The sequence below is a fragment of the Burkholderia aenigmatica genome (assembly GCF_048627025.1).
In the GTDB taxonomy this organism is placed as follows: domain Bacteria; phylum Pseudomonadota; class Gammaproteobacteria; order Burkholderiales; family Burkholderiaceae; genus Burkholderia; species Burkholderia aenigmatica.
Genome location: NZ_CP184469.1, coordinates 1,453,756 through 1,475,551 on the forward strand (window position 1 = coordinate 1,453,756; position 21,796 = coordinate 1,475,551).

Annotated in this window: 15 protein-coding genes; 9 read left to right on the forward strand and 6 right to left on the reverse strand. The window is 65.5% G+C overall.

The features are described from left to right. The first annotated feature begins 31 nt into the window (after window positions 1–31). Genes ACN8ZM_RS23580 through ACN8ZM_RS23600 form a run of 5 tightly spaced genes read left to right on the forward strand, consistent with a single transcriptional unit; the run spans window position 32 to window position 5,985 of the window. On the forward strand, window positions 32–283 hold the full coding sequence (locus tag ACN8ZM_RS23580; protein WP_043183482.1) for an acyl carrier protein: 252 nt from the start codon (window positions 32–34) through the stop codon (window positions 281–283). Further along, window positions 280–1,476 (forward strand): acyl-CoA dehydrogenase family protein, encoded by a 1,197-nt coding sequence (locus ACN8ZM_RS23585; protein WP_420212538.1) that lies wholly within the window; start codon window positions 280–282, stop codon window positions 1,474–1,476. The genes ACN8ZM_RS23580 and ACN8ZM_RS23585 overlap by 4 nt, the downstream gene beginning before the upstream one ends. Next, window positions 1,473–2,447, forward strand: a complete 975-nt coding sequence (locus ACN8ZM_RS23590; RefSeq protein WP_420212539.1) for an amino acid--[acyl-carrier-protein] ligase — start codon at window positions 1,473–1,475, stop codon at window positions 2,445–2,447. Before ACN8ZM_RS23585 ends, ACN8ZM_RS23590 begins: the two co-directional genes overlap by 4 nt. Then, window positions 2,444–3,502 carry a DUF1839 family protein gene (locus ACN8ZM_RS23595; protein WP_043183477.1) on the forward strand — a complete coding sequence of 353 codons (1,059 nt, stop codon included), beginning with the start codon at window positions 2,444–2,446 and terminating at the stop codon, window positions 3,500–3,502. The genes ACN8ZM_RS23590 and ACN8ZM_RS23595 overlap by 4 nt, the downstream gene beginning before the upstream one ends. Then, entirely contained in the window at window positions 3,499–5,985 is a 2,487-nt protein-coding gene (locus ACN8ZM_RS23600; RefSeq protein ID WP_420212540.1) for a glycosyl hydrolase 2 galactose-binding domain-containing protein, read from the forward strand. The genes ACN8ZM_RS23595 and ACN8ZM_RS23600 overlap by 4 nt, the downstream gene beginning before the upstream one ends. Before the next feature lie 46 nt (window positions 5,986–6,031). Here the strand turns inward: ACN8ZM_RS23600 and ACN8ZM_RS23605 are convergent, their stop codons facing one another. Next, entirely contained in the window at window positions 6,032–7,423 is a 1,392-nt protein-coding gene (locus tag ACN8ZM_RS23605; protein WP_043183473.1) for a sigma-54 dependent transcriptional regulator, read from the reverse strand. Window positions 7,424–8,876: 1,453 nt separating this feature from the next. On the opposite strand from ACN8ZM_RS23605, the gene ACN8ZM_RS23610 reads away from it, so the two are divergent. The 4 genes from ACN8ZM_RS23610 (at window position 8,877) to ACN8ZM_RS23625 (ending at window position 13,866) form a co-directional block, all read left to right on the forward strand. Further along, complete coding sequence (locus tag ACN8ZM_RS23610; RefSeq protein ID WP_043183916.1) at window positions 8,877–9,461, forward strand: drug:proton antiporter; 585 nt, start codon at window positions 8,877–8,879, stop codon at window positions 9,459–9,461. Next, a complete protein-coding gene (locus tag ACN8ZM_RS23615) occupies window positions 9,458–11,020 on the forward strand; it encodes a mannose-1-phosphate guanylyltransferase/mannose-6-phosphate isomerase (protein ID WP_420212541.1) in 1,563 nt (520 codons plus the stop codon). Before ACN8ZM_RS23610 ends, ACN8ZM_RS23615 begins: the two co-directional genes overlap by 4 nt. Window positions 11,021–11,468: 448 nt before the next feature. Next, entirely contained in the window at window positions 11,469–12,617 is a 1,149-nt protein-coding gene (locus ACN8ZM_RS23620) for a glycosyltransferase (RefSeq protein WP_089453132.1), read from the forward strand. 169 nt (window positions 12,618–12,786) lie between these two features. Beyond that, window positions 12,787–13,866 (forward strand): glycosyltransferase family 4 protein, encoded by a 1,080-nt coding sequence (locus ACN8ZM_RS23625; RefSeq protein WP_420212542.1) that lies wholly within the window; start codon window positions 12,787–12,789, stop codon window positions 13,864–13,866. Between the two features lie 227 nt (window positions 13,867–14,093). On the opposite strand, the gene ACN8ZM_RS23630 is transcribed toward ACN8ZM_RS23625, so the two are convergent. The 5 genes from ACN8ZM_RS23630 to ACN8ZM_RS23650 all read right to left on the reverse strand — a co-directional run bounded on the left by ACN8ZM_RS23630 (window position 14,094) and on the right by ACN8ZM_RS23650 (window position 21,729). Next, window positions 14,094–16,286 carry a GNVR domain-containing protein gene (locus ACN8ZM_RS23630; protein WP_420212543.1) on the reverse strand — a complete coding sequence of 731 codons (2,193 nt, stop codon included), beginning with the start codon at window positions 16,284–16,286 and terminating at the stop codon, window positions 14,094–14,096. 102 nt (window positions 16,287–16,388) lie between these two features. Then, window positions 16,389–17,741, reverse strand: coding sequence for a cellulase family glycosylhydrolase (locus ACN8ZM_RS23635; protein WP_420212544.1), 1,353 nt, complete (start codon window positions 17,739–17,741; stop codon window positions 16,389–16,391). Further along, entirely contained in the window at window positions 17,738–18,949 is a 1,212-nt protein-coding gene (locus ACN8ZM_RS23640) for a hypothetical protein (protein ID WP_420212660.1), read from the reverse strand. The genes ACN8ZM_RS23635 and ACN8ZM_RS23640 overlap by 4 nt, the downstream gene beginning before the upstream one ends. Window positions 18,950–19,246: 297 nt before the next feature. Then, a complete protein-coding gene (locus ACN8ZM_RS23645; protein WP_420212545.1) occupies window positions 19,247–20,500 on the reverse strand; it encodes an oligosaccharide flippase family protein in 1,254 nt (417 codons plus the stop codon). 38 nt (window positions 20,501–20,538) lie between these two features. Then, the gene (locus tag ACN8ZM_RS23650; RefSeq protein ID WP_420212546.1) at window positions 20,539–21,729 is read right to left on the reverse strand and encodes a glycosyltransferase; all 1,191 of its coding nucleotides are present in this window, start codon (window positions 21,727–21,729) and stop codon (window positions 20,539–20,541) included. Between the last annotated feature and the right edge of the window lie 67 nt (window positions 21,730–21,796).

The following is a 21,796-nucleotide window of genomic DNA, read 5'->3' on the forward strand; positions in this document are numbered from 1 at the left end:
GCGGACGACACCACGCACGCCGGAGCAGCACGTGAAAAACGAAATCAGAACCATCCTGAAGCACGTCGCCCACCTCGAAGCCGCGATCGATTCGATCGGCGACGGGGACGACCTCTACGAAGCGGGCCTCTCCTCGCTCGACACGATCCAGCTGATGCTTGCGGTCGAGAAGCAATTCAACGTCGAGATTCCCGACGAGATGCTGAACCGCAACCTGTTCCGCAGCATCGATGCGCTCGCGGACACGATCGCCACGCTGCAACGCACCGAGCATTCCGCATGAGCGCGCCGCTTCCCGAACTCGCAGCCGACAGCGATTCGCGTCGGCTCGACGAGGCCGCGCATGCCGTCGCGCAGATCGCCGCGCAGCACGCGGACGCGGTCGACCGCGACGCGCGCTGCCCCGTCGAGGCGATCGAGGCGATGCGCGCGCGCCGCCTGCTCGGCGCGATGGTGCCGACCCATCTGGGCGGCGCTGGCGCGTCGCTGGAAGACATCGTGTCGGCCTGCTCGATTCTCGGCCAGGCCTGCGCGTCGTCGGCGATGGTGTTCGCGATGCACCAGATCCAGGTCGCGTGCATCGTCGATCACGCAGCCGACCAGGGCTGGCACAAGCTGTTCCTGCAGCAGCTCGTGCGTCACCAGTGGCTGCTCGCATCGGCCACGTCGGAAGACGGCGTCGGCGGCAACCTGCGCGCGAGCCAGTGCGCGCTCGAAATCGACGGCGGCGAGTTCCGGCTGCGCAAATCCGCGCCGACGATCTCGTACGGCGACTATGCGGACGGCATCCTCGCGACCGCACGACGCGATGCGGACGCGCCGGCTTCCGAACAGGTGCTCGTCACGCTGCTGCGCGACGGCTACACGCTCACGCGCCGCGGCGAATGGGACACGCTCGGGATGCGGGGCACCTGCAGCAACGGTTTCGAGCTCGACGCGCAAGGCGCCACCGTCCAGTGCCTGCCGGTGCCGTTCGCGAAGATCGCCGAGGAAACGATGGTGCCGGTATCGCACATCCTGTGGGCCGCCGTATGGATCGGCGTGGCCGGCGACGCGTTCCATCGCGCACACCAGTTCTTCCGCGCGCAGGCACGCCAGACCGACGGCGCACCGTCGCCCGCGTCGCGGCGCATCGCCGAATCGCTCGCGCTGATGCAGGCGATGCAGGCCCGCGTCGACAACGTGCTGCGCCTCCATGCGAATGCGACGGCGCGCTCGTGGTCGGCCGGCATGGCCTGGGCCGCCGAAATCAACACGCTGAAGACCTACGTGTCGACGACCGCGCTGGAAGTCGCGCACCAGGCCATGATGATCTGCGGGATGGCCGGCTACAAGCAAGGCACGCCGTTCAGCATCGGTCGCCACATTCGCGACCTGCACGCGGCGCCGCTGATGATCAACAACGACCGCATTGCCGCCAATACCTCGAACCTGCTGCTCGCGCTGCGTCCTGCGACGCTGGAGAAACATTCGTGAACGATCGCCTTGCCGTGCCCTCCTCCGCCTCCGCTCCCGCCGACGCGCCGCTCGACCGCGCAGGCGTCAACCCGCTGCGCGACGAACTGATCGATGCGGGCCTGCTGGTCTCGACCGGCATCCAGGGCCTGTTCGGCCGCAGCGAACGGTTCGAGCGCGTCGTCGAAGCGCTCGATGCGTTCGTCACGCGCATCGGTGCCGACCAGCAGGCGGAAGTGCTGCGCTTCCCGCCGGCGATGAGCCGCACCGAGTTCGAGCGCAGCGAATACATGAAGAGCTTCCCGCAGCTCGCGGGCAGCGTGCATGCGTTCTGCGGCGACGAGCGCCAGCACCAGCGCGTACTGCAGTGCCTCGATCGCGGCGACGACTGGACGGAAAGCCAGAAGCCGACCTACGTCGTGATGACGCCGGCCGCGTGCTACCCCGTCTATCCGGTCGTCGCGCGCGCGGGCGCGCTGCCGGCGGACGGGCGGATCGTCGACGTCTTCTCGTACTGCTTCCGCCACGAGCCGTCGCTCGATCCGACCCGGATGCAGCTGTTCCGGATGCGCGAATACGTGCGGATCGGCACGCCCGAGCAGATCGTGTCGTTCCGCGAGACGTGGATCGAACGCGGCACGCGGATGATCGAGGCGCTGCGCCTGCCCAACGCGATCGATCTCGCGAACGACCCGTTCTTCGGGCGCGGCGGCAAGATCGTCGCGAACAGCCAGCGCGAACAGAACCTGAAGTTCGAGCTGCTGATCCCGATCGAGCACGACGGTCGCCAGACCGCCTGCCTGAGCTTCAACTACCACATGGATCATTTCGGGCTGCTGTGGAACATCCGCACCGCGACGGGCGACGTTGCGCACACGGGCTGCGTCGGCTTTGGCCTCGAACGGCTCACGCTCGCGCTGTTCCGCCATCACGGCTTCGACCTCGACGCATGGCCGCGCGAAGTCCGCGACGTGCTGTGGGGCACGCCATGAGATTCGTGTCCCGCGACGGCGAAGACGCGTCGTTCGAGGATGTGCGCCACCGCGCGCGCCACTACCGGCCGCATCCGCTGCACAGCCAGGAGATGGTCTGGAAACAGACCAACTGCTACGTCGACATGTGGCTCGAGGTGCTCCGGTGGTGGGGCTTCAATCCGTACGCGGCGCTGCCGTTCACGATTGCGCTCGACTTCGAGGGCGACCAGTTCACGTTCTTCAAGTTTCCGCACGACGAACTGGAGCGGCTGTACGGCATCGTCGTGCAGGAGCACTCGATCTACGAACCGCTCGACCTGCACATCGAGACGCAGGTCGCGCGCGGCCACCTGATGATCGTCGAAGTCGACGCGTGGTTCCTGCCCGATACGCGCGGCAGCAGCTACCGCACGCAGCACACGAAGACGACGATCGGCATCGATGCGATCGACCGCGCGAAGCGCCAGATCGGCTATTTCCACAACAGCGGCTATTACGTGGCCGAGGATTTCGACTACAACGGGCTCGTCGGCGGCAGTTCGCCGATGACGCTGCCGCCGTACGTCGAATGCGCGAAGCGGCGGTTTGCGCCGCTCGACGAGCGCGCGCTGTGCGAAACGTCGCTCGCCGCGCTGCAGCGGCACCTGCGGCGCCTGCCGGTGGTCGACCCGATCGCCGCGTTCCGGCGGCAGTTGCAGACCGACGCGCGGACGCTCGCCGACTCACCGCTCGAGCACTTCCATGCTTACTCGTTCAATTCGGTTCGGCAGCTCGGTGCGAATTTCGAACTGTTCGGCCACTACGCGCGCTGGCTGCAGGCCAGCGGCTGCGTCGGGCCGTTCGCCGAGATCCGCGCCGCGTGCGATCGCATCGCGTCCGAAGCGATGGTGCTGGAATTCCGGCTCGCGCGCGCCTGCGCGCGCGGCAAGGAGGAGCACGGCGATTCGACGCTCGAAGCGATCGAGGCCGCGTACGCGGATGTGGTCGCCTGCGCGCGGCAGATCGGCTTGCCGCTGCGGCACCTGACGCCCGTGCACAGCGACACTGCGGCACCCGTGCCGGTCATGCGGTGACGCGCACGCGTGCCCTGCCCGCGTGGTCGATGCTGGCGACGGCCGCGGGCGCCGCACGGGAACCGCGCGACCTCCCGGCCGCCGGCGCCGACTGGATCCCGGCGACCGTGCCCGGCACGGTCGCGCAGTCGCTCGCGCTCGCCGGCCGGCTCGACGAGGCCGAATCGCTCGACGAGCGCGACCACTGGTACCGGATCGAACTGCGCGGACACGGGCCGCGCGTGCTGCGCTTTCACGGCCTTGCGACGCTCGCGCAAGCGTGGCTCGACGACACCCCGATCCTCCGCTCCGACAGCATGTTCGTCGCGCACGACGTAGCCGTGTCGCTCGACGGCACGCACCGGCTGACCCTCTGTTTCCGCGCGCTCGCGCCGCACCTGCACGATACGCGCGCGCCGCGCCGCGCGCGCTGGCGCACGCGGCTCGCGGAGCCGGCGGCACTGCGCACGATCCGCACGTCGCTGTTCGGACACATGCCCGGCTGGTTTCCGCCGCATGTGCCGACCGGCCCGTGGCGGCCCGTGGACGTGCTCGATCCGGCCGACGGGCCCGTTCTCGTCGAATGCGACCTGCATGCGCGCATCGAAGGCGACACGGGCTGGCTCGACGCGGAACTGACGTTCGCCGCACCGCTGCCCGACGCGCTCGCGGCACGGCTGTCATGCGGCCAGCACCACGCCACGCTCGAACGGGCCGGACCCGACCGTCTGCGCGCAAGCGTCGCGGTGCCCAGCGTGCGCCGCTGGTGGCCGCATACGCACGGCGAGCCGGTGCTGTACGACATTGCACTGCATATCGGTGACGAGCGGCGGCCGCTCGGCGCGACGGGTTTCCGCACGATCGAGGTCGACGCCGGCGCCGACGGCAAGGGTTTCGGGCTGCGCATCAACGGCGTGCCCGTGTTCGCGCGCGGCGCATGCTGGAGCAGCGCCGCGCCGCTCGCACTGCACGCGGACGACGCCACCTACGCCCGCCTGCTCGGGCTCGCGCGCAACGCCGGCTTCAACATGATCCGCGTCGGCGGCACGATGGCCTACGAGGCCGATGCCTTTCACACCTGGTGCGACCGGCTCGGGCTGCTGGTCTGGCAGGATTTCATGTTCGCGAACTTCGACTATGCGCTCGACGATCCCGCGTTCGCGGACAACGTCGATCGCGAGGCGCGGCAGTTCCTCTCGCGTCACGGCGCATCGCCGTCGCTTGCCGTACTGTGCGGCGGCAGCGAGATCGCGCAACAGGCCGCGATGTCCGGGCTCGGGCCGAAGCAGCGCTTCCTCGAGTTGACCGCCGACCGGCTGGCCGGCCTTGCGGCCGCACGCCGGCCCGACGTCCCGTACGTGCCCGATTCGCCCGACGGCGGCGTGCTGCCGTTCGCGCCGCGCGAACGCGTGTCGCACTACTACGGCGTCGGTGCGTACCTGCGCCCGCTCGACGACGCGCGCCGCGCGGACGTGCGCTTCGCGAGCGAATGCCTCGCGTTCTCGAACGTGCCGTGCGATGCGACGCTCGCCGAGCTCGGCTGGCCCGGCGTGCACGAGCCGCGCTGGAAGGCCACCGTGCCGCGCGACCCCGGCACGTCGTGGGATTTCGAGGACGTTCGCGACCACTATCTGCAGACCCTCTACGACGTCGCGCCCGACCGGCTGCGGCGCGAAGATCCGGCGCGCTACTTCGAGCTGTCGCGCGCGGTGATCGCGGACCTGATGCGCGACACGTTTTCCGAATGGCGTCGCACCGGCTCGCGCTGTGCCGGCGCGCTCGTCTGGCAATTCCTGGACGTGATGCCGGGTGCCGGCTGGGGCGTGATCGACGCCGCGCACCGGCCGAAATCGGCGTGGCATGCGTTGCGCCAGGTCCTGCAACCCGTGCAGGTGCTGGTCGTCGACGAAGGCTTGAACGGGCTCGACGTGCATGTCGTCAACGAACGCCCCGCGCCGCTGTCGGCAACGCTCGAACTGGTCGCGCTGCGCGACGGCCGCACGCCGGTCGCGCGGGCCGGCTGCCCGGTGCGGATCGCGGCGCACGACACGCTGCGAATCGGCTCGGCCGAGTTGCTCGGCCGCTTCTTCGACTGGACCTATGCGTACCGCTTCGGGCCCTGCGAACACGACACCGTCGTCGCGACGCTACGCGCCGCCGACGACGGCGCGCTGCTGTCGCAGGCGTTCCATTTCCCGTCCCGCACGCACCCTGCCGTGCTGGCGCGCCGCGAACTCGGGCTGGAGGCGTGCGTGTCGCGCACCGGCGACACGTGGCACGTCGACATCGACACACGGCACGTCGCACGCCATGTGCAGATCGATGCGCCGGGCTTCATGCCGCGCGACGACTGGTTCCACCTCGCGCCCGGCACGCCGGCGCGTGTCGTGCTCGTTCCGCTCGAAATGGGCGGGAAGAACGGGGCCGCGGCCGATGGGCCGCCCGTGGTGGAAATCCGGGCCGTGAACGCCGCACGCACGGTGCGCGCCACGCAGGCCGGTTGACAGGACGCTCGCGGCTGCCGCAAGCCGCGAGCGCCCCGGTCGAATCTCAGTCGGACGAACCCGTCCCGCGCGGCCGCTCGATTCCGTAAGCTTCCATCCAGCGATACAGCGTCGCACGCGACACGCCGAGCTCGCGTGCCGAAGCCGCGACGCGCCCGCGCGTGCGCAGCAATGCGGTTTCGATTGCCTCGCGCTCGATCGACTTGCGGATGTCGGCCACCGACGGTGACGCGGCATCGAGACAGTATTCGAGTTCGAGATCCTGCGCGGTAATCAGGCGCCCTTCCGTCATCACGACCGCGCGGCGCACGCGGTTGATCAGCTCGCGGACATTGCCGGGCCAGTCGTGCTTGTAGAGCGCCGTGATCGCATCCGTCGAGAAGCCGCGCACGCGATGGCGCGCATCGCCGCGAAAGCGCTCGAGCATGTGATGCGCGAGCAGTTCGATGTCCTTGCCGCGCGCGCGCAGCGGCGGCTGGTCGATGCGCATCACGCACAGACGATGGAACAGGTCCGGCCGAAAGCGTCCTTCCTCCATGGCACCGCGCAGGTCGACGTGCGTCGCCGATACGATCCGGACATCGACCGGCACCGGATCGCTGCCGCCCAGGCGATGGATCGCGCGCTCCTGCAGAAAACGCAGCAGGCTCGCCTGGCTCTCGTGCGGCAGGTCGCCGATCTCGTCGAGCAGCAGCGTGCCGCCGTTTGCCGCTTCGACATAGCCGATCTTGCGCGCGTTCGCGCCGGTAAACGCGCCGCGCTCATAGCCGAACAGTTCGGACTGCAGCAGATGTGGCGGAATGGCCCCGCAGTTGACCGCGACGAACGGGCCGTTGCGGCGCTCCGAATGGCGATGGATCGCGACAGCCGTCAACTCCTTGCCGGTGCCCGTTTCGCCGAACACGAACACCGGTGCATCCGTGCGCGCGAAGCGCCGCACCGTGTCGAACAGCCGCAGCATCGCGCTGCAGGTGCCGACGATACCTTTCTCCTCCGATTCGAGACGTTCCCGGTCGCGCGCGAACAGGCACTCCATCCCGTACGCATGGCCGACCGTATCGGCGATCCGCTGGTGCGATGCGGGCAACGTGACGTAATCGAAGCAATAGTCGCGCAACAGCGCGCGCACGTTCGGCGACGCGGTCTGGCCGGCGTCGACGAGTGCGACCCAGACGACGTCGCGCATCGACGCGCAGGTCGACGCGATGCTGCCGATCGCGTCGGCATGGCCGCCGCTGAGGTCGAGGATGCCGCAGGTGATTTCGCCGGACGTTTCGCGCAGGTCGCTCGCCTGCGCGACGATCGACACTTTCCAGTCGCGTCGCGCCAGTTCCTTTCGCAGCATGACGGACGGCGACTGCGTCCAGTAAATCAGCGGACGCTGCCCGTTACCGCTCCCCGCGCCGGCGCTCTTATCGCGCGTTATTGGCATATTCATAGCGAACCATCACTTTCTCCACTCCGCGAACCGTTCGCGTGCGCTGCGGCCGGCGGCGCATGGCCGCCTTTCCGCGCTGCGTTTCCGCAGCTTTGGCGAAGATCGAAACTGCACACGGCGAGAGCCCCCGGAGGTCGAGCCGGATGTCATCCGGCCTCGTTGTCATCGAACTCGAAGGGAACGCGCGGCTGCGGGAGCCACGACGTCCCCGCTTTGAGGCGACCCGCCATCCAGGCGGAGCGCGTCGGCAGACGGGAATGCCGTCGGCATGTGCGTCACGTCGTACACGACAGGTGCGCCCGATGCTGAACCGGATGGCCGCCAACCCGTTGCCGGAATGACCGCCGCATCCCATCCGCTCCTGAATTTACACCCCGTTTGGAGATGGTCTTGTTACCAAAAGATAAACCTGAATCAACCGGTTACGCGACTGGTCGCCCCGCACTACACGCGTTTGACCACTCAGATTTGATTATCTATGAGCATTCCAGTCAATCAGTGGCAAATACTACTTTTCCGCAAAATGGGGGTGGCTGATTGCCCGTGATTTCCATCGAAATCCCCGGGAAAGGCCGGCACCGCATTCCACTCACCGCATAATCGCGCGCGCCGCCGGACGGCCGCATCGTATCGCGATGGCGCACGGCCCGCTCATCCCCCGCTCGTCCGTTACACGCCGTAATCAACCGCCCTCCATCGCGCATCGAAATTCGCGGTGCCGACGCGCGGAGAAGCGCATGTCGCTCGCGCCGGTCGTCCTCCGGTGCATCGTCGCGGCCACGCGTGAAACCGGTTGTGCCGACACCGATCTCCCGCAGTGCAGCATGACGGTCCGACGCGCCGTGCATGGACCCGCCGCGACTGTGCGTTGCGCTCCGTCGGCGCGAGTGTGGCCTGCACGTGGTCGCAATGGGCCAGGCCGCACCGCGCGATTGCCAGCGGCAACCACGGCAGATCGCTGCGGTAGCGCATGCGGTCAGACAACGGCATGCGGATGAAGGACGTGTGCGCCGCACGGGCACGCACGATCCTGAAGAAATTCGACGAAGCAGCATTGGGTCGGCCTGCACCAAGCTGCCGACCGCCTGCGTGAATATGTGCCCGGTACCGCCACGCACGACCGGCCCGTCGTGAACGCTCGCAATCTTCAAGTCCTGCCCCCGGTTCTTTATTGACATGCGATGTTGACTGGCCACGCATCGAGGCGGGCCACCAGGATCGCGGCCATTATGGAAAAGCACCGGCTGCCGCGGTGTGTGCTACCGCACTTAGCGACGCTCGCGCGGCAAGCCGCGGCTGCGCGTACCGCGCCTGCCGTGCGAATCCGGATCGTGAGTACGCTTTCGAACAGACCGACGCACGGCGTGCCCGGATGATGAGGATCGCCGCGCCGCACGGAACGATCGCGTCCGTGCGGCACGGCGTGCCGAAGGCATCACGCGAGGACAGCATCATGGAATGGCATTGTTGTGAATTCGAACATCTGGGCGCCGTCGATCTCTATGCAATCCTGCGCGCGCGCAACGCCGTGCTGGTGGTCGAGGACGCGCACACGCATCTCGACATCGACGGCAAGGACGCGGGCGCGCTGCATGTCTATGCGAGCGTGCGCGACGGCGACACGATGGAAGTCGCGGCCTACGCACGCATCCTGCCCGGCGACGACATCGATCCGGACGTCGTGATCGACAAGGTACTGACGAGCGAGAGCTGTCGCGACGACGATACGCTCGAGCGGCTGATCGAGCGTGCCCTCACCGCCGCGCAGGCTGCGTGGCCCGACACCGCGGTGCGCACGCACGTGCCGGCGCCGCGCCAGGCGTTCTACAAACGTTTCGGATTCCGCAAGGCCTACGGCCCGTATCTCGAACAGGGCACGCCATTCATCGGCCTGGTCCGGCCGGCCAGCCGCGCCGCAGGCGCGCTGCGCAACCTGCTCACCCGGACCGTTTCGGCGCACCGGTCGCGCAACGACGACGCGCGAACCGACAGCCATGCACACAACCGGCTGCCCGCCGACACTGGAGCCAATCGATGACCCCCACCCTTCGCCCGGTTCCCGAACCCGAGCTGCCGCACATCCTGCCCGTGATTCTCGCAGGCGGCTCGGGCACGCGACTGTGGCCGCTGTCGCGCGAGCAGTATCCGAAGCAGTTGATCGAGCTGGTCTCGAACGAATCGCCGTTGTCGACGACGGCGCGCCGCCTGAACGGCATCGCGAACGCGTCGCTCGGCGACACGCTGCTGCTGGTCTGCGGCGAACAGCATCGCGTCATGAGTGCCGCACAGGTGCTCGGCCGCGCGGCGCCCGCCCGCATCCTGCTCGAACCGGCGGCACGCAACACCGCGCCCGCGCTCACGCTGGCGGCACTCGACGCGAGCCAACTCGCGGACGATCCCGTGCTCGCGGTCATGCCGGCCGATCACGTGATCGCCGACGTCGGCGCATTCCAGGACGCGATCGCACGCGCGGCGCGCTACGCGCAGGAAGGCGCAATCGTCACGCTGGGCGTGCTGCCGCGGCGCGCGGAAACCGGCTACGGCTACATCCAGGTCGGCGAGCCGCGCGCGGGCCGCCACGGCGGCCAGGGTGGCTACGCGATCGGGCGCTTCGTCGAGAAGCCCGACGCGGCGCTGGCCGAGCGCTATCTGCAATCGGGCGACTACTGGTGGAACAGCGGGATTTACGTCACGCGTGCGTCGGTCTGGCTGCGGGCGATCGGCACGCTCGCGCCTGGCATCCATGCGGCCTGCGAAGCCGCATGGCGTGCGGGCATCGCCGAAGATCCGTTCTTCCGGATCGACGCGGCGGCCTTCGACGCGTGTCCGTCGGACTCGATCGACTATGCGGTCATGGAACGGCTCGCGGAACACCGCGAACTCGGCATCGAAGGCATCGTGGTGCCGCTCGCGGCCGGCTGGTCGGATGTCGGCACCTGGGATGCGATCTGGGAGATCATGCCGAAGGACGATCACGGCAACGTCGCGCGCGGCCCGATCGTGTTCGAGGACACGCAGGACAGCCTCGTGCGCTCGGAGGGCCGCCTGATCGCGTGCGTCGGCATGAAGGACGTCGTCGTGATCGAGACGCCCGACGCCGTGCTGGTCGCGAACAAGCACGACGTGCAGCGCGTGAAGAACATCGTCGCGCGGCTGAAGACCGAACGGCGCCCGCAGGCGAGCGAACACCGCAAGGTGCAGCGGCCGTGGGGACACTACGATTCGATCGACCTCGGCGAACGCTTCCAGGTAAAGCGGATCGTCGTCGAGCCCGGCAAGCGGCTGTCGCTGCAGATGCACTATCACCGCGCCGAGCACTGGATCGTCGTACGCGGCACCGCGAAGGTGACGCGTGGCGACGAGACATTCCTGCTCTGCGAGAACGAGTCGACGTATATCGCGGTCGGCGAACTGCATCGGCTCGAGAATCCCGGCCGGATTCCGCTCGAAATCATCGAGGTGCAGTCGGGTGACTATCTCGGCGAGGATGACATCGTCCGTTTCGACGATCAGTACGGGCGGGCCGTCGAAGTACGGGAGGCGAAACCGGCCCCGATTGCGTCAAAGAAAACGCACGCGCCAGACGTCGCTCGATAAGCACGTGCCGACCATGCCGCCGCACACGTGGAAGACCGACGCGCGGCCAGCCAGGTTCCGGTCGTCCAATGTAAGCCATCGCACCCAGCACGTCGCACGTGCGTAGCACAATGCTTCAGACACGTGGCGTCACACGTCCTCGAACGAACGATCACCGTTGCGCGACATGAATCGTCCGATCCCTTCCAGCAGCAAGGACGCATTTCGCCCTCTCGTCATATCGATGCCCCATCGAGTGGATCGATCCCCCGACAACGTCGACATATCGCGCGCCCGAGCGAGGTAGAACGGACACGGACGGCAAGACTTCATTCCATCCATTCACTTAGTCATACATATTTTTAATGTTCCCCATCGACCGAATTGAATGTCGTCGACATGGCGCCCCGTCGGATATTCGCTTTTGCGGTCGACCTCACGTCATCCGGTCGAACAGGCAGCCCAGAAGATGACCACTCAAAGGATCGTTCATATCGTCGAAGCGTTTGGTGGTGGCGTGCTTTCAATGCTCGTCCATCTCGCCAATCACGCCGCGGCAACCGGCGTCGACGTGACCGTGCTGCATTCCATTCGCCCCGAAACGCCGAACGACTTCCCGACGCTCTTCAGGCCCGACGTCAAGCTCGTCCACGTCGACCTGACCCGCGAAGTCAGTGTCAAGAAGGACCTGCTCGGTTTGCGCACGCTGGTTCAATGCCTTCGTGAATGCCGTCCGACGGTGATCCATCTTCATTCGTCGAAGGCCGGCGTGCTGGGACGAGCCGCAGCAAGGATCGCCGCACCTGCCGCAAAGGTGCTCTATTCCCCGCATGGCCTGTCGTTTCTGCGCTGCGATGTTTCCCTCGCGAAGCAGTTCGCCTACCTGAGTTTCGAGCGAATGGCAGCCCTCCTCGGCGGAACCATTGTCGCCTGCTCGGATAGCGAACTCAGGGAAATCAAGGGAAGAATTCGAGCGAAATCGGCCGTGCTGGTGGAGAACGGCGTCAACGTCGTCGAGATCCCTTCGCGTCGGGCACGTGACGATCACAAGATTGCAATCGGAATGAGCGGTCGCGCGTCGTTCCAGAAAAATCACCAAGCCTTCGTACAGCTGGCGTCCGAGCTGCACGACGCCGACGTCGAGTTTCTCTGGATTGGCGGTAACGCCGAAGAGATTCCGGATCCTCGAGACAGTCAGGCAATTGTCTGCAGCGGCTGGGTGACGCGTTCGCGCGCACTCGAGTTGACGTCCGGACTGGACATCTACGTCCAGACCTCGCGCTGGGAAGGCATGCCGCTGGCACTGATCGAGGCTCAGGTGGCCGGCCTGCCCGCCGTGGTGACGGACGTCGTCGGCAACCGCGACGTAGTCATTCACGGTGTGACCGGATATGTCGCGTCAAGTGTCGACGAGATGTCGCGGTATGTGGCCCTGCTCCGCGACGACCGGCAGCTTCGAGAACAAATGGGGGAATCTGCCAGAAAGTTTGCGCTCCATCGGTTTTCGATGAGTTCCATCTTCAGGCAGTGGCAGTCCCTTTACGGACTGAACGCACGCCAGCTTCGCGCCGATGCCCGGTATTTCGAGCATGCCGCGCCTGAACAGGTCAAGGCCTGATCCATCGCCGAAATCGCGAACCGTGCGGGTCCGCCTCGACAGCGATGCACTCGGCAAGTCGGTCGCCCCCCAACAATCGAACCGATGCACGTCATGGACACGATGCAGGCGGTGCGGTTGAACAAGATACGCACGCGCGCCGCCACGCATCGATTACACCGGATTTGACATGAGCAACATCAAAGAACCCAGGAAACTCGTTTATAACGGCCGTTTCGCCACCCAGAAAACGACAGGAGTGCAACGCGTCGCACGCGAGTTGATCGCTGCACTGGTCCGGTCGCAGCCGCAAGATTCCGTCACGCTCCTGGTTCCGCCACATACCGATGCCGTGGTGAGCGGCACGAAGACGGTCAAGGTCGGTTTCGCCAAGGGCGTGATCTGGGAGCAACTGGTCCTGCCTCTATTTGCTCGCCGCGACCGGATCGTCAACCTCAGCAATTCAGGTTCCATTTTCCTCGGCAACCAGATCATCTATATGCACGACGCGGCGGTATTCGACACACCCGCGCACTTCTCCCGACCGTTCCGGGCCTGGTACCGGATCATGTTCTGGATTCTTGCGCGCACATCCGTTTGCGTGTTGACGAACTCCAGCTTCTCGCGCGATCGCCTCGCACACCACTGTGGTGTTTCAACGGACAAAATCAGCGTCGTACCACTGGGTTCGGACCACCTCGATGCACTGGTGCCAGACCCGAGCGTATTGAAGGAGCACGCGCTCACGCCCGGCCGGTTCGTACTGGCGGTCAGCAGCATGAACCCCACCAAGAACTTCGGCCGGCTGATCGAGGCATTTCGGCAAATCGACGACCCGTCGGTCGATCTCGTCATCGTCGGCATGCGCAATACCGCCGTGTTCGGCGTGCAGGACGATATCTCCGCGCCCGAGCCGAACATCAAGTACGCCGGGTACATCAGCGACGAGAAGCTGAAGGCGCTGTACCAGCATGCGGCCTGCTTCCTCTATCCGTCGATTTACGAGGGGTTCGGCATTCCGCCGCTCGAGGCGATGCGATATGGTTGCCCGACCCTGGTGGGAAGATCGGCAGCGCTGCCGGAAGTCTGCGCCGATGCGGCGCTCTATTGCGATCCCTATTCGTCGAAAGACATTGCAGAAAAATTGCGCAATTTGCTCGATTCTGCCGATCTCAGGGCGGACCTGAAACGCCGGGGATCCATCCATGCCGAGCAATACAGCTGGAGCAAGAGCGCGGAAATGATGACGCGGATATTCAATACGCTTTGAGCTGGCCGATGCGAGTCGAGCCGGATCAACTCGGTTTCGACTCACTGTTCATCGGACGGAGAATGAGCGCTCGCCGCCAGCCGGCAAGCGCTCGCCCACGTTGACCGCCCCTCCGATGCCGTTCTCCAGCGCGGCAAACGACACCAACCGAACAGCGTGGGACCGTCCCCTTTCCCTGGCCTCGTCGGTGCCGCTACGTGAATCCACGACACCGTGGTTTCCCGACATTACACGCGCTGGCGCTCGGTCGAGCGAACCGGAAAACCACGCATCCGCACGCGTTCGACGACCGGCCGGCTCGATCCAGTGTATGTATTGAAGACGTGCCCTGTGATATCGGCACCGATACTCCGCAAACGAGACAACGCAGTCTCAACGTCGGCGACGCGCGTCACGCCGCTGCGTGAAACAAGGACGTGCGCGTCGCAGTTCACACCGACGATGCCAAGCACGTCGTTGTTCGGCAGCAGCGGCGGTCCATCAATGACGACGAAGTCGTAACGCTCGCGCAATGACGCGATGAGTGCCGTGAACCCCGCGCCTTCCAGCAACTCGCCAGGAGACGTCTTGACCGGAGCACCCGCCGGCATGATCGACAGGTGGCTTCCCGCCACGGGTAACGTCACGGTATCGGGCGACACCGAGCCGTCGAGCACCTGGGTAAGGCCCGGACCGCCGGCCATCGACGAAGCACGCAAGTCGGCGTTGATCAGCAGCACGCTGGCGTTCGTTCCCGCCAGCAGGTACGCCAGATTCGACGATACGAAACTGCAGCCGACGCCCGCGGTCGTCCCCGTGAACAGCAAGACCTTGCCGCCCTTGCCACCCTGACCAGGCGCCGCGAGTACCACCTTCAGGCTCGCTCGCAATGCGCGCACCGAATCGATACCCGTGTCGTCGGGATGCGTCGCGGCCAACGGCAACGCTGTCAGGCGCGGTCCGCCAGGCGCGGCTGCCAATGCAGGCGACGGCGCCACGATCGCGAGACAGGGGCGATCGGCCACCCTGGCCAACGCGGCTGGCGAATGAAGTTCACGGCGATACAGCGACAGCAGATGCACACCCGTCAATGCGAGGAACACGCCTGCAAACAGCGCGCCGAGCACGACGATGCCGCGCTTGGGCCACACCGGCCGGAACGGTGCGACTGCCCAGTCGACGGCCGTCACGCCCGGCGACGCGCTGGAAATGGCGAGCTCGAGCTGCTGCGCGTTGGTCAGCACACTGGTGTAGAGCTGCGTCGCGATCGTCACCTGGCGCGACAGCCGCACGAATTCGCGCTGCGTCGTCGGCAACTGAGCCGCCATTGCACTCGTGTCACGGATCTCGCGCTTCACCTGCTCGAGCTGCGACTGCACAGTCTGATACTGGAAGCTCTTTGGCAGAAAACGCTGCCTGACGTCGTCGAGCGAGATCTGCAACGCGGTCTGGTGCTCGGCCAGCGTGTTGAGGCGACTGATCAGCGCGGCGCCTTGCTGGTCGACGTCGATCGCACCGTTCTGCGTCCGGTACCGGTTCAGATCGTCCTCGGCTTTTTGCAAGTCGTGCTTCAGTACCGGCAGCCTTTGGCGCAGCGAGTCGAGATTGCGCCGTGCGCGATCGGTCCGAAACGCGAGGTCACGCTGCAGATATTGCTGCACGATCGCGTTGACCATCTTTTTCGCTTCCCGCGCACTGTCCGCCTGGTAGCTGAGCCGAATCATCGAAGGCGATTCCAGTGTCGAGTCGCGGTTCGGCACGACCGTCTTCAGATGCTTCGATACGTTTTCGAAAACGAGCGGCTCCGGCTGCTTGCGCACCGTGAATGCGATACCCGGACGAGCGCGCAACACGTCGACGCGCAGCCGGCCGGCCGTAGCTTCGCCCGGCAACCTGAACGGTACCGTTTCACCGACCGTGCCATGCGCAAGCGCATGGTTGTCGTCGTCCTGGAGCGTCCAGGTGTTCGCGTCGTCCGCCACGATCCTGAATCGATCGCCAAGCGCATTCGTCGGAATCGAGAATTCGCCGATGTCGAGCCTCTCGCCCCCCCACGCATAACCGGTCAGCCCCAGTGGCGCCGGCGCGAGCGTATCGTCCGAATCCGAGCGCGATGCGACGATCGAACCGATCAGCGGAAACCGGCTTGCATTGCGGATATCGAGATCGGCACCGGTCGCCTCGATCGCACTGTCAATGACCGCGCGGGAAATCAGCATCTCGCTTTCGTCGGACGCGGACGGCGACGCCGCAATCGTTCCGGAGACGTCCGACAGCGAACTGATCGAAGAGCCGGGCTTGGTCTGGACACGCAGCAGCGCTTCGGCCCGATACTGCGGCGTGGCCAGCAACGCGTACAGCACGCCAGCAGCGAGCGTTACGCCGATCGTTGTCAAGAACAGGCGGCGATGCTGGGTGACGGCTTGCCAAAGCTGCACCATCCCGGATTCGTCCGGTACTCGCTGCGGATATTGGATGTTTCGTGCGTTGGATGTCATGTTGATTTTCTGTATGAGGCGACCGTTTCCGATCTTGCTTGCCGGCTATCGGCCAGCCGCCGAGACGATGAACACCGGGCCCTGCTCTTCGCGGAGTGTCAGCCGACGACGCGTGATGTCGAGCGACGCTCCATAGAGATCGGATGCGGACGTGCCGGCAGCAGGCAACTGCGACAGGTCGACGTCTACCGCGTTGTTGTTTTCATAGCACCAGACCACGTACTTCACGACGCCGTCGGCCCGCAATTGCAGGATGGCAAAGCGGCGGACCGGATCGAGAAACAATCGTGCGTCGCGGGCGTTCGCGGTAAACGAGAACAGATGGCGCACCGCGACGTATGCGGGCAGCGGCGTGTTATCGGCGTCCAGCAGGCCGAAATTGTGCTCCATGTTCTTCGGGTCGCGGCCATCGTTGCGCATGTCGTAGTAGGCGGTGAGCCCGATCTGCGCGATCCAGTCGACCAGCAAACGCCGTACCGCGTAGCGCGCCTGGCGCTCGCGCGCGACCGGATCGTGACCGTCACGGGTGTGCGCCACGTACTTGTATGCATAGGTCGGATACGACCATTCGGTGGCCCAGATGGCGGGAGCGATACGATACGTGGCGAGCTCGCGCGTGAGCGCAGCATAGTCGCCCAACGCGGTTTCCGGCGCACTCTGCCGATACGGATGTACGCTGACCGCATCGGGTGCGGGCTGCGATGCGCTGCCGATATCACCGACCGCCCGGATGAATGTCATGTCGACCTGCTGAACGCCGCCTGTCGCAACGACCGCATTCGGATTCGCCGCCTTGACCGCCCGGACGGTCGCTTCCAGCAGGTTCCGGTACGCGGCCGGCGATGGCGGCGCGAGCCAGTAGTCCTTGTGATCCTGCTCGTTCCAGACTTCGAAGCGTACGGGCTGATCGCGATAGTGCCGCGCGGCTTGCGTCGCATACTCGGTGAATGCGTCGATCTGTGCGGGCGACGTCGGCGGCTGCTTGGGCGCGTATCGCGGATGCCCATAGCCGAGGATGAACAGCGCGCCGAGCCCACGCGCGCGCAGGTTGGCGACAAGTGCATCGTAGCGCGAGAAATCCCAGCCTTTCGGCGTTTCCACCGAATCCCAGAACAGGTCGGTACGGACGAACGAGAAGCCGGCGTCTCGTACTGCGTCGAGCAACGCCGGATCGGCGATCTCGTGAATCGCGACACCCGAATTCGCGCGCGTGTCGAAAAAGCGCGGGAGAGCGACGAACGGCAGCGTCGACGTTTGCGTCCCATTCGGCAGGACGACGGCCGGCTCGTCCGAGCTGGCGGGTTTCGATGCAGTCGATATGACGACGGCCCCAAGCAGCGCGGTCGCGAACCACCTCGCCCACGACCTCGCGCGTGCAGGTTGAATGGTCAGGCTCATCGACTGCCCACCCAAGTCGCCGCGCGTCCCGGGGCATCGCGCCCGGCTCGACGCTCACGGCCGGCATGCACGGTCAGCGTGCGGATCGCGAGGCCCGTGAAGAGCAGACAGCCAAGCGCTTCGAAGATGTCAGTCGTCACGCCGCTCAACAGCACGAAGAGCAGCATCAGCCACGCTCGCGGGTCATCGGTACGACTTGCAAGCACGCGCTGCGCAAATACGAGCATGACGAGCATGGCTCCCGCTACACCGAGATTCGCGACGACATAGAGCGCGGCATTATCGGAGTAGCCGGTATTGAAGCCGAAGTCGGCCGTATAGTAAGCCGTCGCGGAACCGAAGCCGCCGGGCCCGACGCCGAACCAGAGCAGGTTTGCGCTCGCCATGCCGTCGAGCAGCTTTGGCCACGTGTTCAACAGCCGGTCCTGCATCGAAGCGAGCGACCCCGTATCGGGGACACCCACGTTGATCGTCGCGGCGATCACCCACCCCGCAACGGGCAATACGATCATCAAACTCGTCAGGACGATACAGGCGCGTCTGAGGCCTGCCGTTTTCAGCGCGGCGAAACAGAGCAGCACGAGCGAAAGCGCAATGAGTGTCGTCTTGTTGGTGGTGGCCCAGATCGCGGCCGCCGACATTGCGAGCAGCGCCGCGATGGCCATCGCGTTGCGCAGGCGCGGGACGAGCCACGTGGTCAGCAAGCCGATCACGAGGCCGGTCGTGGCGCTGCTTCGACCAAAGCCGGTCAGGCGCGGGACGGTACCGACGTAATTGGACGACGCGAGCTGCACATTGACGCCGTCCACGTCGATGCTGCCGCCCACCCATGGCAGGTGTACCAACCCGTTGAGCATGACGCCGGCGCAGCAGGCCGTCGTCAACACGACGAACGCGAGCCGAATCGGGTTCGACTCGAGCATGTCGAGCGCGCCGGGCGGCATGAGGAGCACGAACAGCAACGGCGCGACCGTCCAGATCCAGAAACACGCAGCCACGAGACTGACGCCGTTCGCGAGCGAAACGCACAGCTGCACGGCCAGGTAACTTCCGACGAGCAGCGTATCGATGCGCGGGCGTATCACGAGGCCGAGCACGATGCAGCCGACCATCAGCGCCTTGGGCAGATAGCCGAGCATCGAAATGCCGGCGAGCGACGTGTAGTAGCGGATCGCGCCGGAAAAGACCTCGCTCGCGATCGCGATCATGAATGTGGCGGCCCAGAGCCGGTTAATCGATCGGTTTCCGTTCATGATGCTGGAGACACATGTTGTCGAGCGGAGCGACGCGAAGGCGTGGCGCGCGACATGGTGCGCGCAAGCCGCCCCGTGCGAATTGCGCCGACCAGGTGCGGCGAAGTACCGCCGGCCTGCGTTCAGGTCCGGCCAGTATAGGTGGGCGCACTCGGAAGAAACGTTCGACAACCCACACTTTCAGTGCCCGCCGCGTGGCGGAATCGCGCCGCCACCGTCCCCCGCGTCGTGCGTGCAGCACCGCGAATCGCGTCACCCCGAACGCACCGGCACGTTGACCAGGCCAACCCGTTCGCGACGGAGAACGTACGCAAGAGCGAGCGCGACGGCCGTTTCGGCGATCAATACTGCGATAGCGGCGCCCCGCTCGGCAAACAGCATCGCAAGCGGCGGCAGCAAGGTCACGTTCAACATGCCGGACGAGATCAGGATGACGCTGAAGGCACGCTTCATGCCGAGCGGCAGCATCGTTTGAACACCGAACAGATCCGTCATGCAAGCCATGAACGGCACCAGGGCCAGCCAATGCAGCACGCCGACCGTCGGCGCGAACGAACTGCCGTACAGGATCCGGACAGCGATCGGCGCGCATGCGTAGATGGCTGCCGACATGGCCAGCACGAGCGCGCCCTGCACGACGATCAGCTTGCGCAGGAACGCAAATGCCTCGTCGCGCGCGTGATGCATCAGATAAGTGACATGTGGATAGGTTGATGCCCGCAGCGGCTGCAACAGACCCACCGCGGCCCGGATCAGTTTGTCACCTGCAGCGAAATAGCCGGCGGCGACGTTACCCGAGACGATGCTCAGCAGCACGGTATTGGTCGACGCGTAGAACGAGATCGACGTCGACGCGAGGAACACCTGAAAGCCGGCTTGCAGCGCTGCGACGATATCGGCAAACCGCACGTGTACGCGCTCGATCTCGCGCCGAAAGAAGAGATATGCAAGCAACGTGATTCCGCACAGCAACGGCACCGCCGCGTTGATCATGACCGCCGGCAGGAGATCGTCCGGCGTGCGCACCCACAGGAAGAAGGCGGCGACACTGAGCACACGGTACACAACCACCGTGACGCTGTACACGCTCAGCCGCTGGATTCCCTGGAAGTACCAGCCTGGTGTAAGCGCGGCGCCGATCGCCATCCCGAATCCGATGAGCAGCGCCGTACGCTCCGCTGCGAAATGCGGAATCAGCATCGTCAGTGCAATGAGCACGACGAAGCCGGCGACGGTGATCAGCCACTGGGCGCAAACCGTCGTCCAGAAAATGCGGGAGCGCTCCGCCCTGTCTTTCGCGAGCGCGACACGCGGCGTTGCGGTCAGGTCGAAACTGTAGTTCGCCAGATTGATGAAGTACGTTGCAACCGCCAGCACGAACGACAGCGTGCCGTACTGTTGCGGGCCGAGTACACGCGTCAGCAGCGGCAACGTGACGAGCGGCACGACATATGTCGAGATTTGCAGCGAAAACAACAACGCAAAGTTTTTTCGAACGGCGGTCATCGTGCTTTCCAGGCTGAATGTGAACCTTGCACCGACCGTCAATGTGCCCGCGTGCGCGGACCGTCCCTGCCGATGCCGAGCACGGCGTACAGCGACGACGCATAGCAGTCGACCGAGTAGAGCGACCAGTCGTAGCGACGGTTCTCTCTGTCGAGGTGCGCCCGCAATTCGACGAGTGCGCGCGCGAAGTCCTCAGGCGTATTCCGGTAGCAAATCTTGTTGCCGATTTCGTCGCCGAAGGTCGACAGGCTTCCGATGTCGTGCACGAGCGCTGGCAGGCCGAGCATTGCGGCTTCAACGATGACGAGGGGCGCGTTTTCCACCCAGATCGACGGCAACACGAGGGCATCGTGCATGGGCAGTGCCGCGAACAACGTGTCGTGATCGAGGCGTCCAGCGAAACGCAGCCGCCCCGATTCAACGAGTGTCGCGTACTGATTTTCCAGGTTGCTCCGCTCAGTTCCGTCACCGTAGATGGTGAGCGACGCAATCGCATCGCCGGCCGGTTCGGCCATCCGTGCAAGAAACGGCGCAAGGCCCTTGTCCGGCTCCACACGACCGACGAACGCGAGATCGAGACGGTTGCCTCTCGCGGGCTTCGGTGCGCGGGAAATCAGCCCGGCGTCGATCGGGTTCGGCACCAGTGTCGCGGGCGTTCGACCGGATCGTGCGATCAGGTCGCGCATGAACGGGCTTGGGCAGAGGATTTCGTCGAACAGGCCGATCGGGTCGAAAAGCGCATTGACCGCATGCCAGTGCAATTTCTTCGCGATGTCGTGAAGAAAGCCGCGCGGACTGGCGGCGAAGGCAAAGCGCCGGGCGCGATGCAGTTGGTCGAGCGACAACGGCCGCGCCTTTCCCCGGGAATAGACCATCAGACCGGGGTTGTAAAACAACAGATGGTAGTCGTGCGCGGTCATGTACAAGCCACATCCCGAGCGCCGCTTGTAGCGGGCCAGCACGGGCAGGATCGCGCTCGACAGCAGATTGTGATAGTTGTGAACGAGGATCCGTTGCGGACGAAATCGCTCGAGCAGCGTGACGAGCGCACGCGCAGCCGCAGGCGACCACGCGCGCGAACGCCGGCTATCTTCGACATCCGGCAGCGCGTGCTCGTCGAATGTTTCGACCACAACGTCATCACGTGCGCGCAGCACGTCGACCGATACTCGATAGACCTCCTCGGCCCCGCCCCTGCGAACGAAGTCGTTGATGACCAACACACGCATCACGACCGGCCTCAATGTACGTTGCACTGTGAGCGCGACGCGGCGTCACGGTCTTCGTACGCGGGAA

Excerpts from the sequence above, each read along its gene's own strand:
- ACN8ZM_RS23650 (WP_420212546.1), bottom strand. The coding sequence starts at position 21,729 with ATGCGTGTGTTGGTCATCAACGACTTCGTTCGCAGGGGCGGGGCCGAG.
- ACN8ZM_RS23645 (WP_420212545.1), bottom strand. The coding sequence starts at position 20,500 with ATGACCGCCGTTCGAAAAAACTTTGCGTTGTTGTTTTCGCTGCAAATC.
- ACN8ZM_RS23635 (WP_420212544.1), bottom strand. The coding sequence starts at position 17,741 with ATGAGCCTGACCATTCAACCTGCACGCGCGAGGTCGTGGGCGAGGTGG.
- ACN8ZM_RS23630 (WP_420212543.1), bottom strand. The coding sequence starts at position 16,286 with ATGGTGCAGCTTTGGCAAGCCGTCACCCAGCATCGCCGCCTGTTCTTG.
- ACN8ZM_RS23625 (WP_420212542.1), top strand. The coding sequence starts at position 12,787 with ATGAGCAACATCAAAGAACCCAGGAAACTCGTTTATAACGGCCGTTTC.
- ACN8ZM_RS23620 (WP_089453132.1), top strand. The coding sequence starts at position 11,469 with ATGACCACTCAAAGGATCGTTCATATCGTCGAAGCGTTTGGTGGTGGC.
- ACN8ZM_RS23605 (WP_043183473.1), bottom strand. The coding sequence starts at position 7,423 with ATGAATATGCCAATAACGCGCGATAAGAGCGCCGGCGCGGGGAGCGGT.
- ACN8ZM_RS23585 (WP_420212538.1), top strand. The coding sequence starts at position 280 with ATGAGCGCGCCGCTTCCCGAACTCGCAGCCGACAGCGATTCGCGTCGG.
- ACN8ZM_RS23640 (WP_420212660.1), bottom strand. The coding sequence starts at position 18,949 with ATGATCGCGATCGCGAGCGAGGTCTTTTCCGGCGCGATCCGCTACTAC.
- ACN8ZM_RS23610 (WP_043183916.1), top strand. The coding sequence starts at position 8,877 with ATGGAATGGCATTGTTGTGAATTCGAACATCTGGGCGCCGTCGATCTC.
- ACN8ZM_RS23595 (WP_043183477.1), top strand. The coding sequence starts at position 2,444 with ATGAGATTCGTGTCCCGCGACGGCGAAGACGCGTCGTTCGAGGATGTG.
- ACN8ZM_RS23615 (WP_420212541.1), top strand. The coding sequence starts at position 9,458 with ATGACCCCCACCCTTCGCCCGGTTCCCGAACCCGAGCTGCCGCACATC.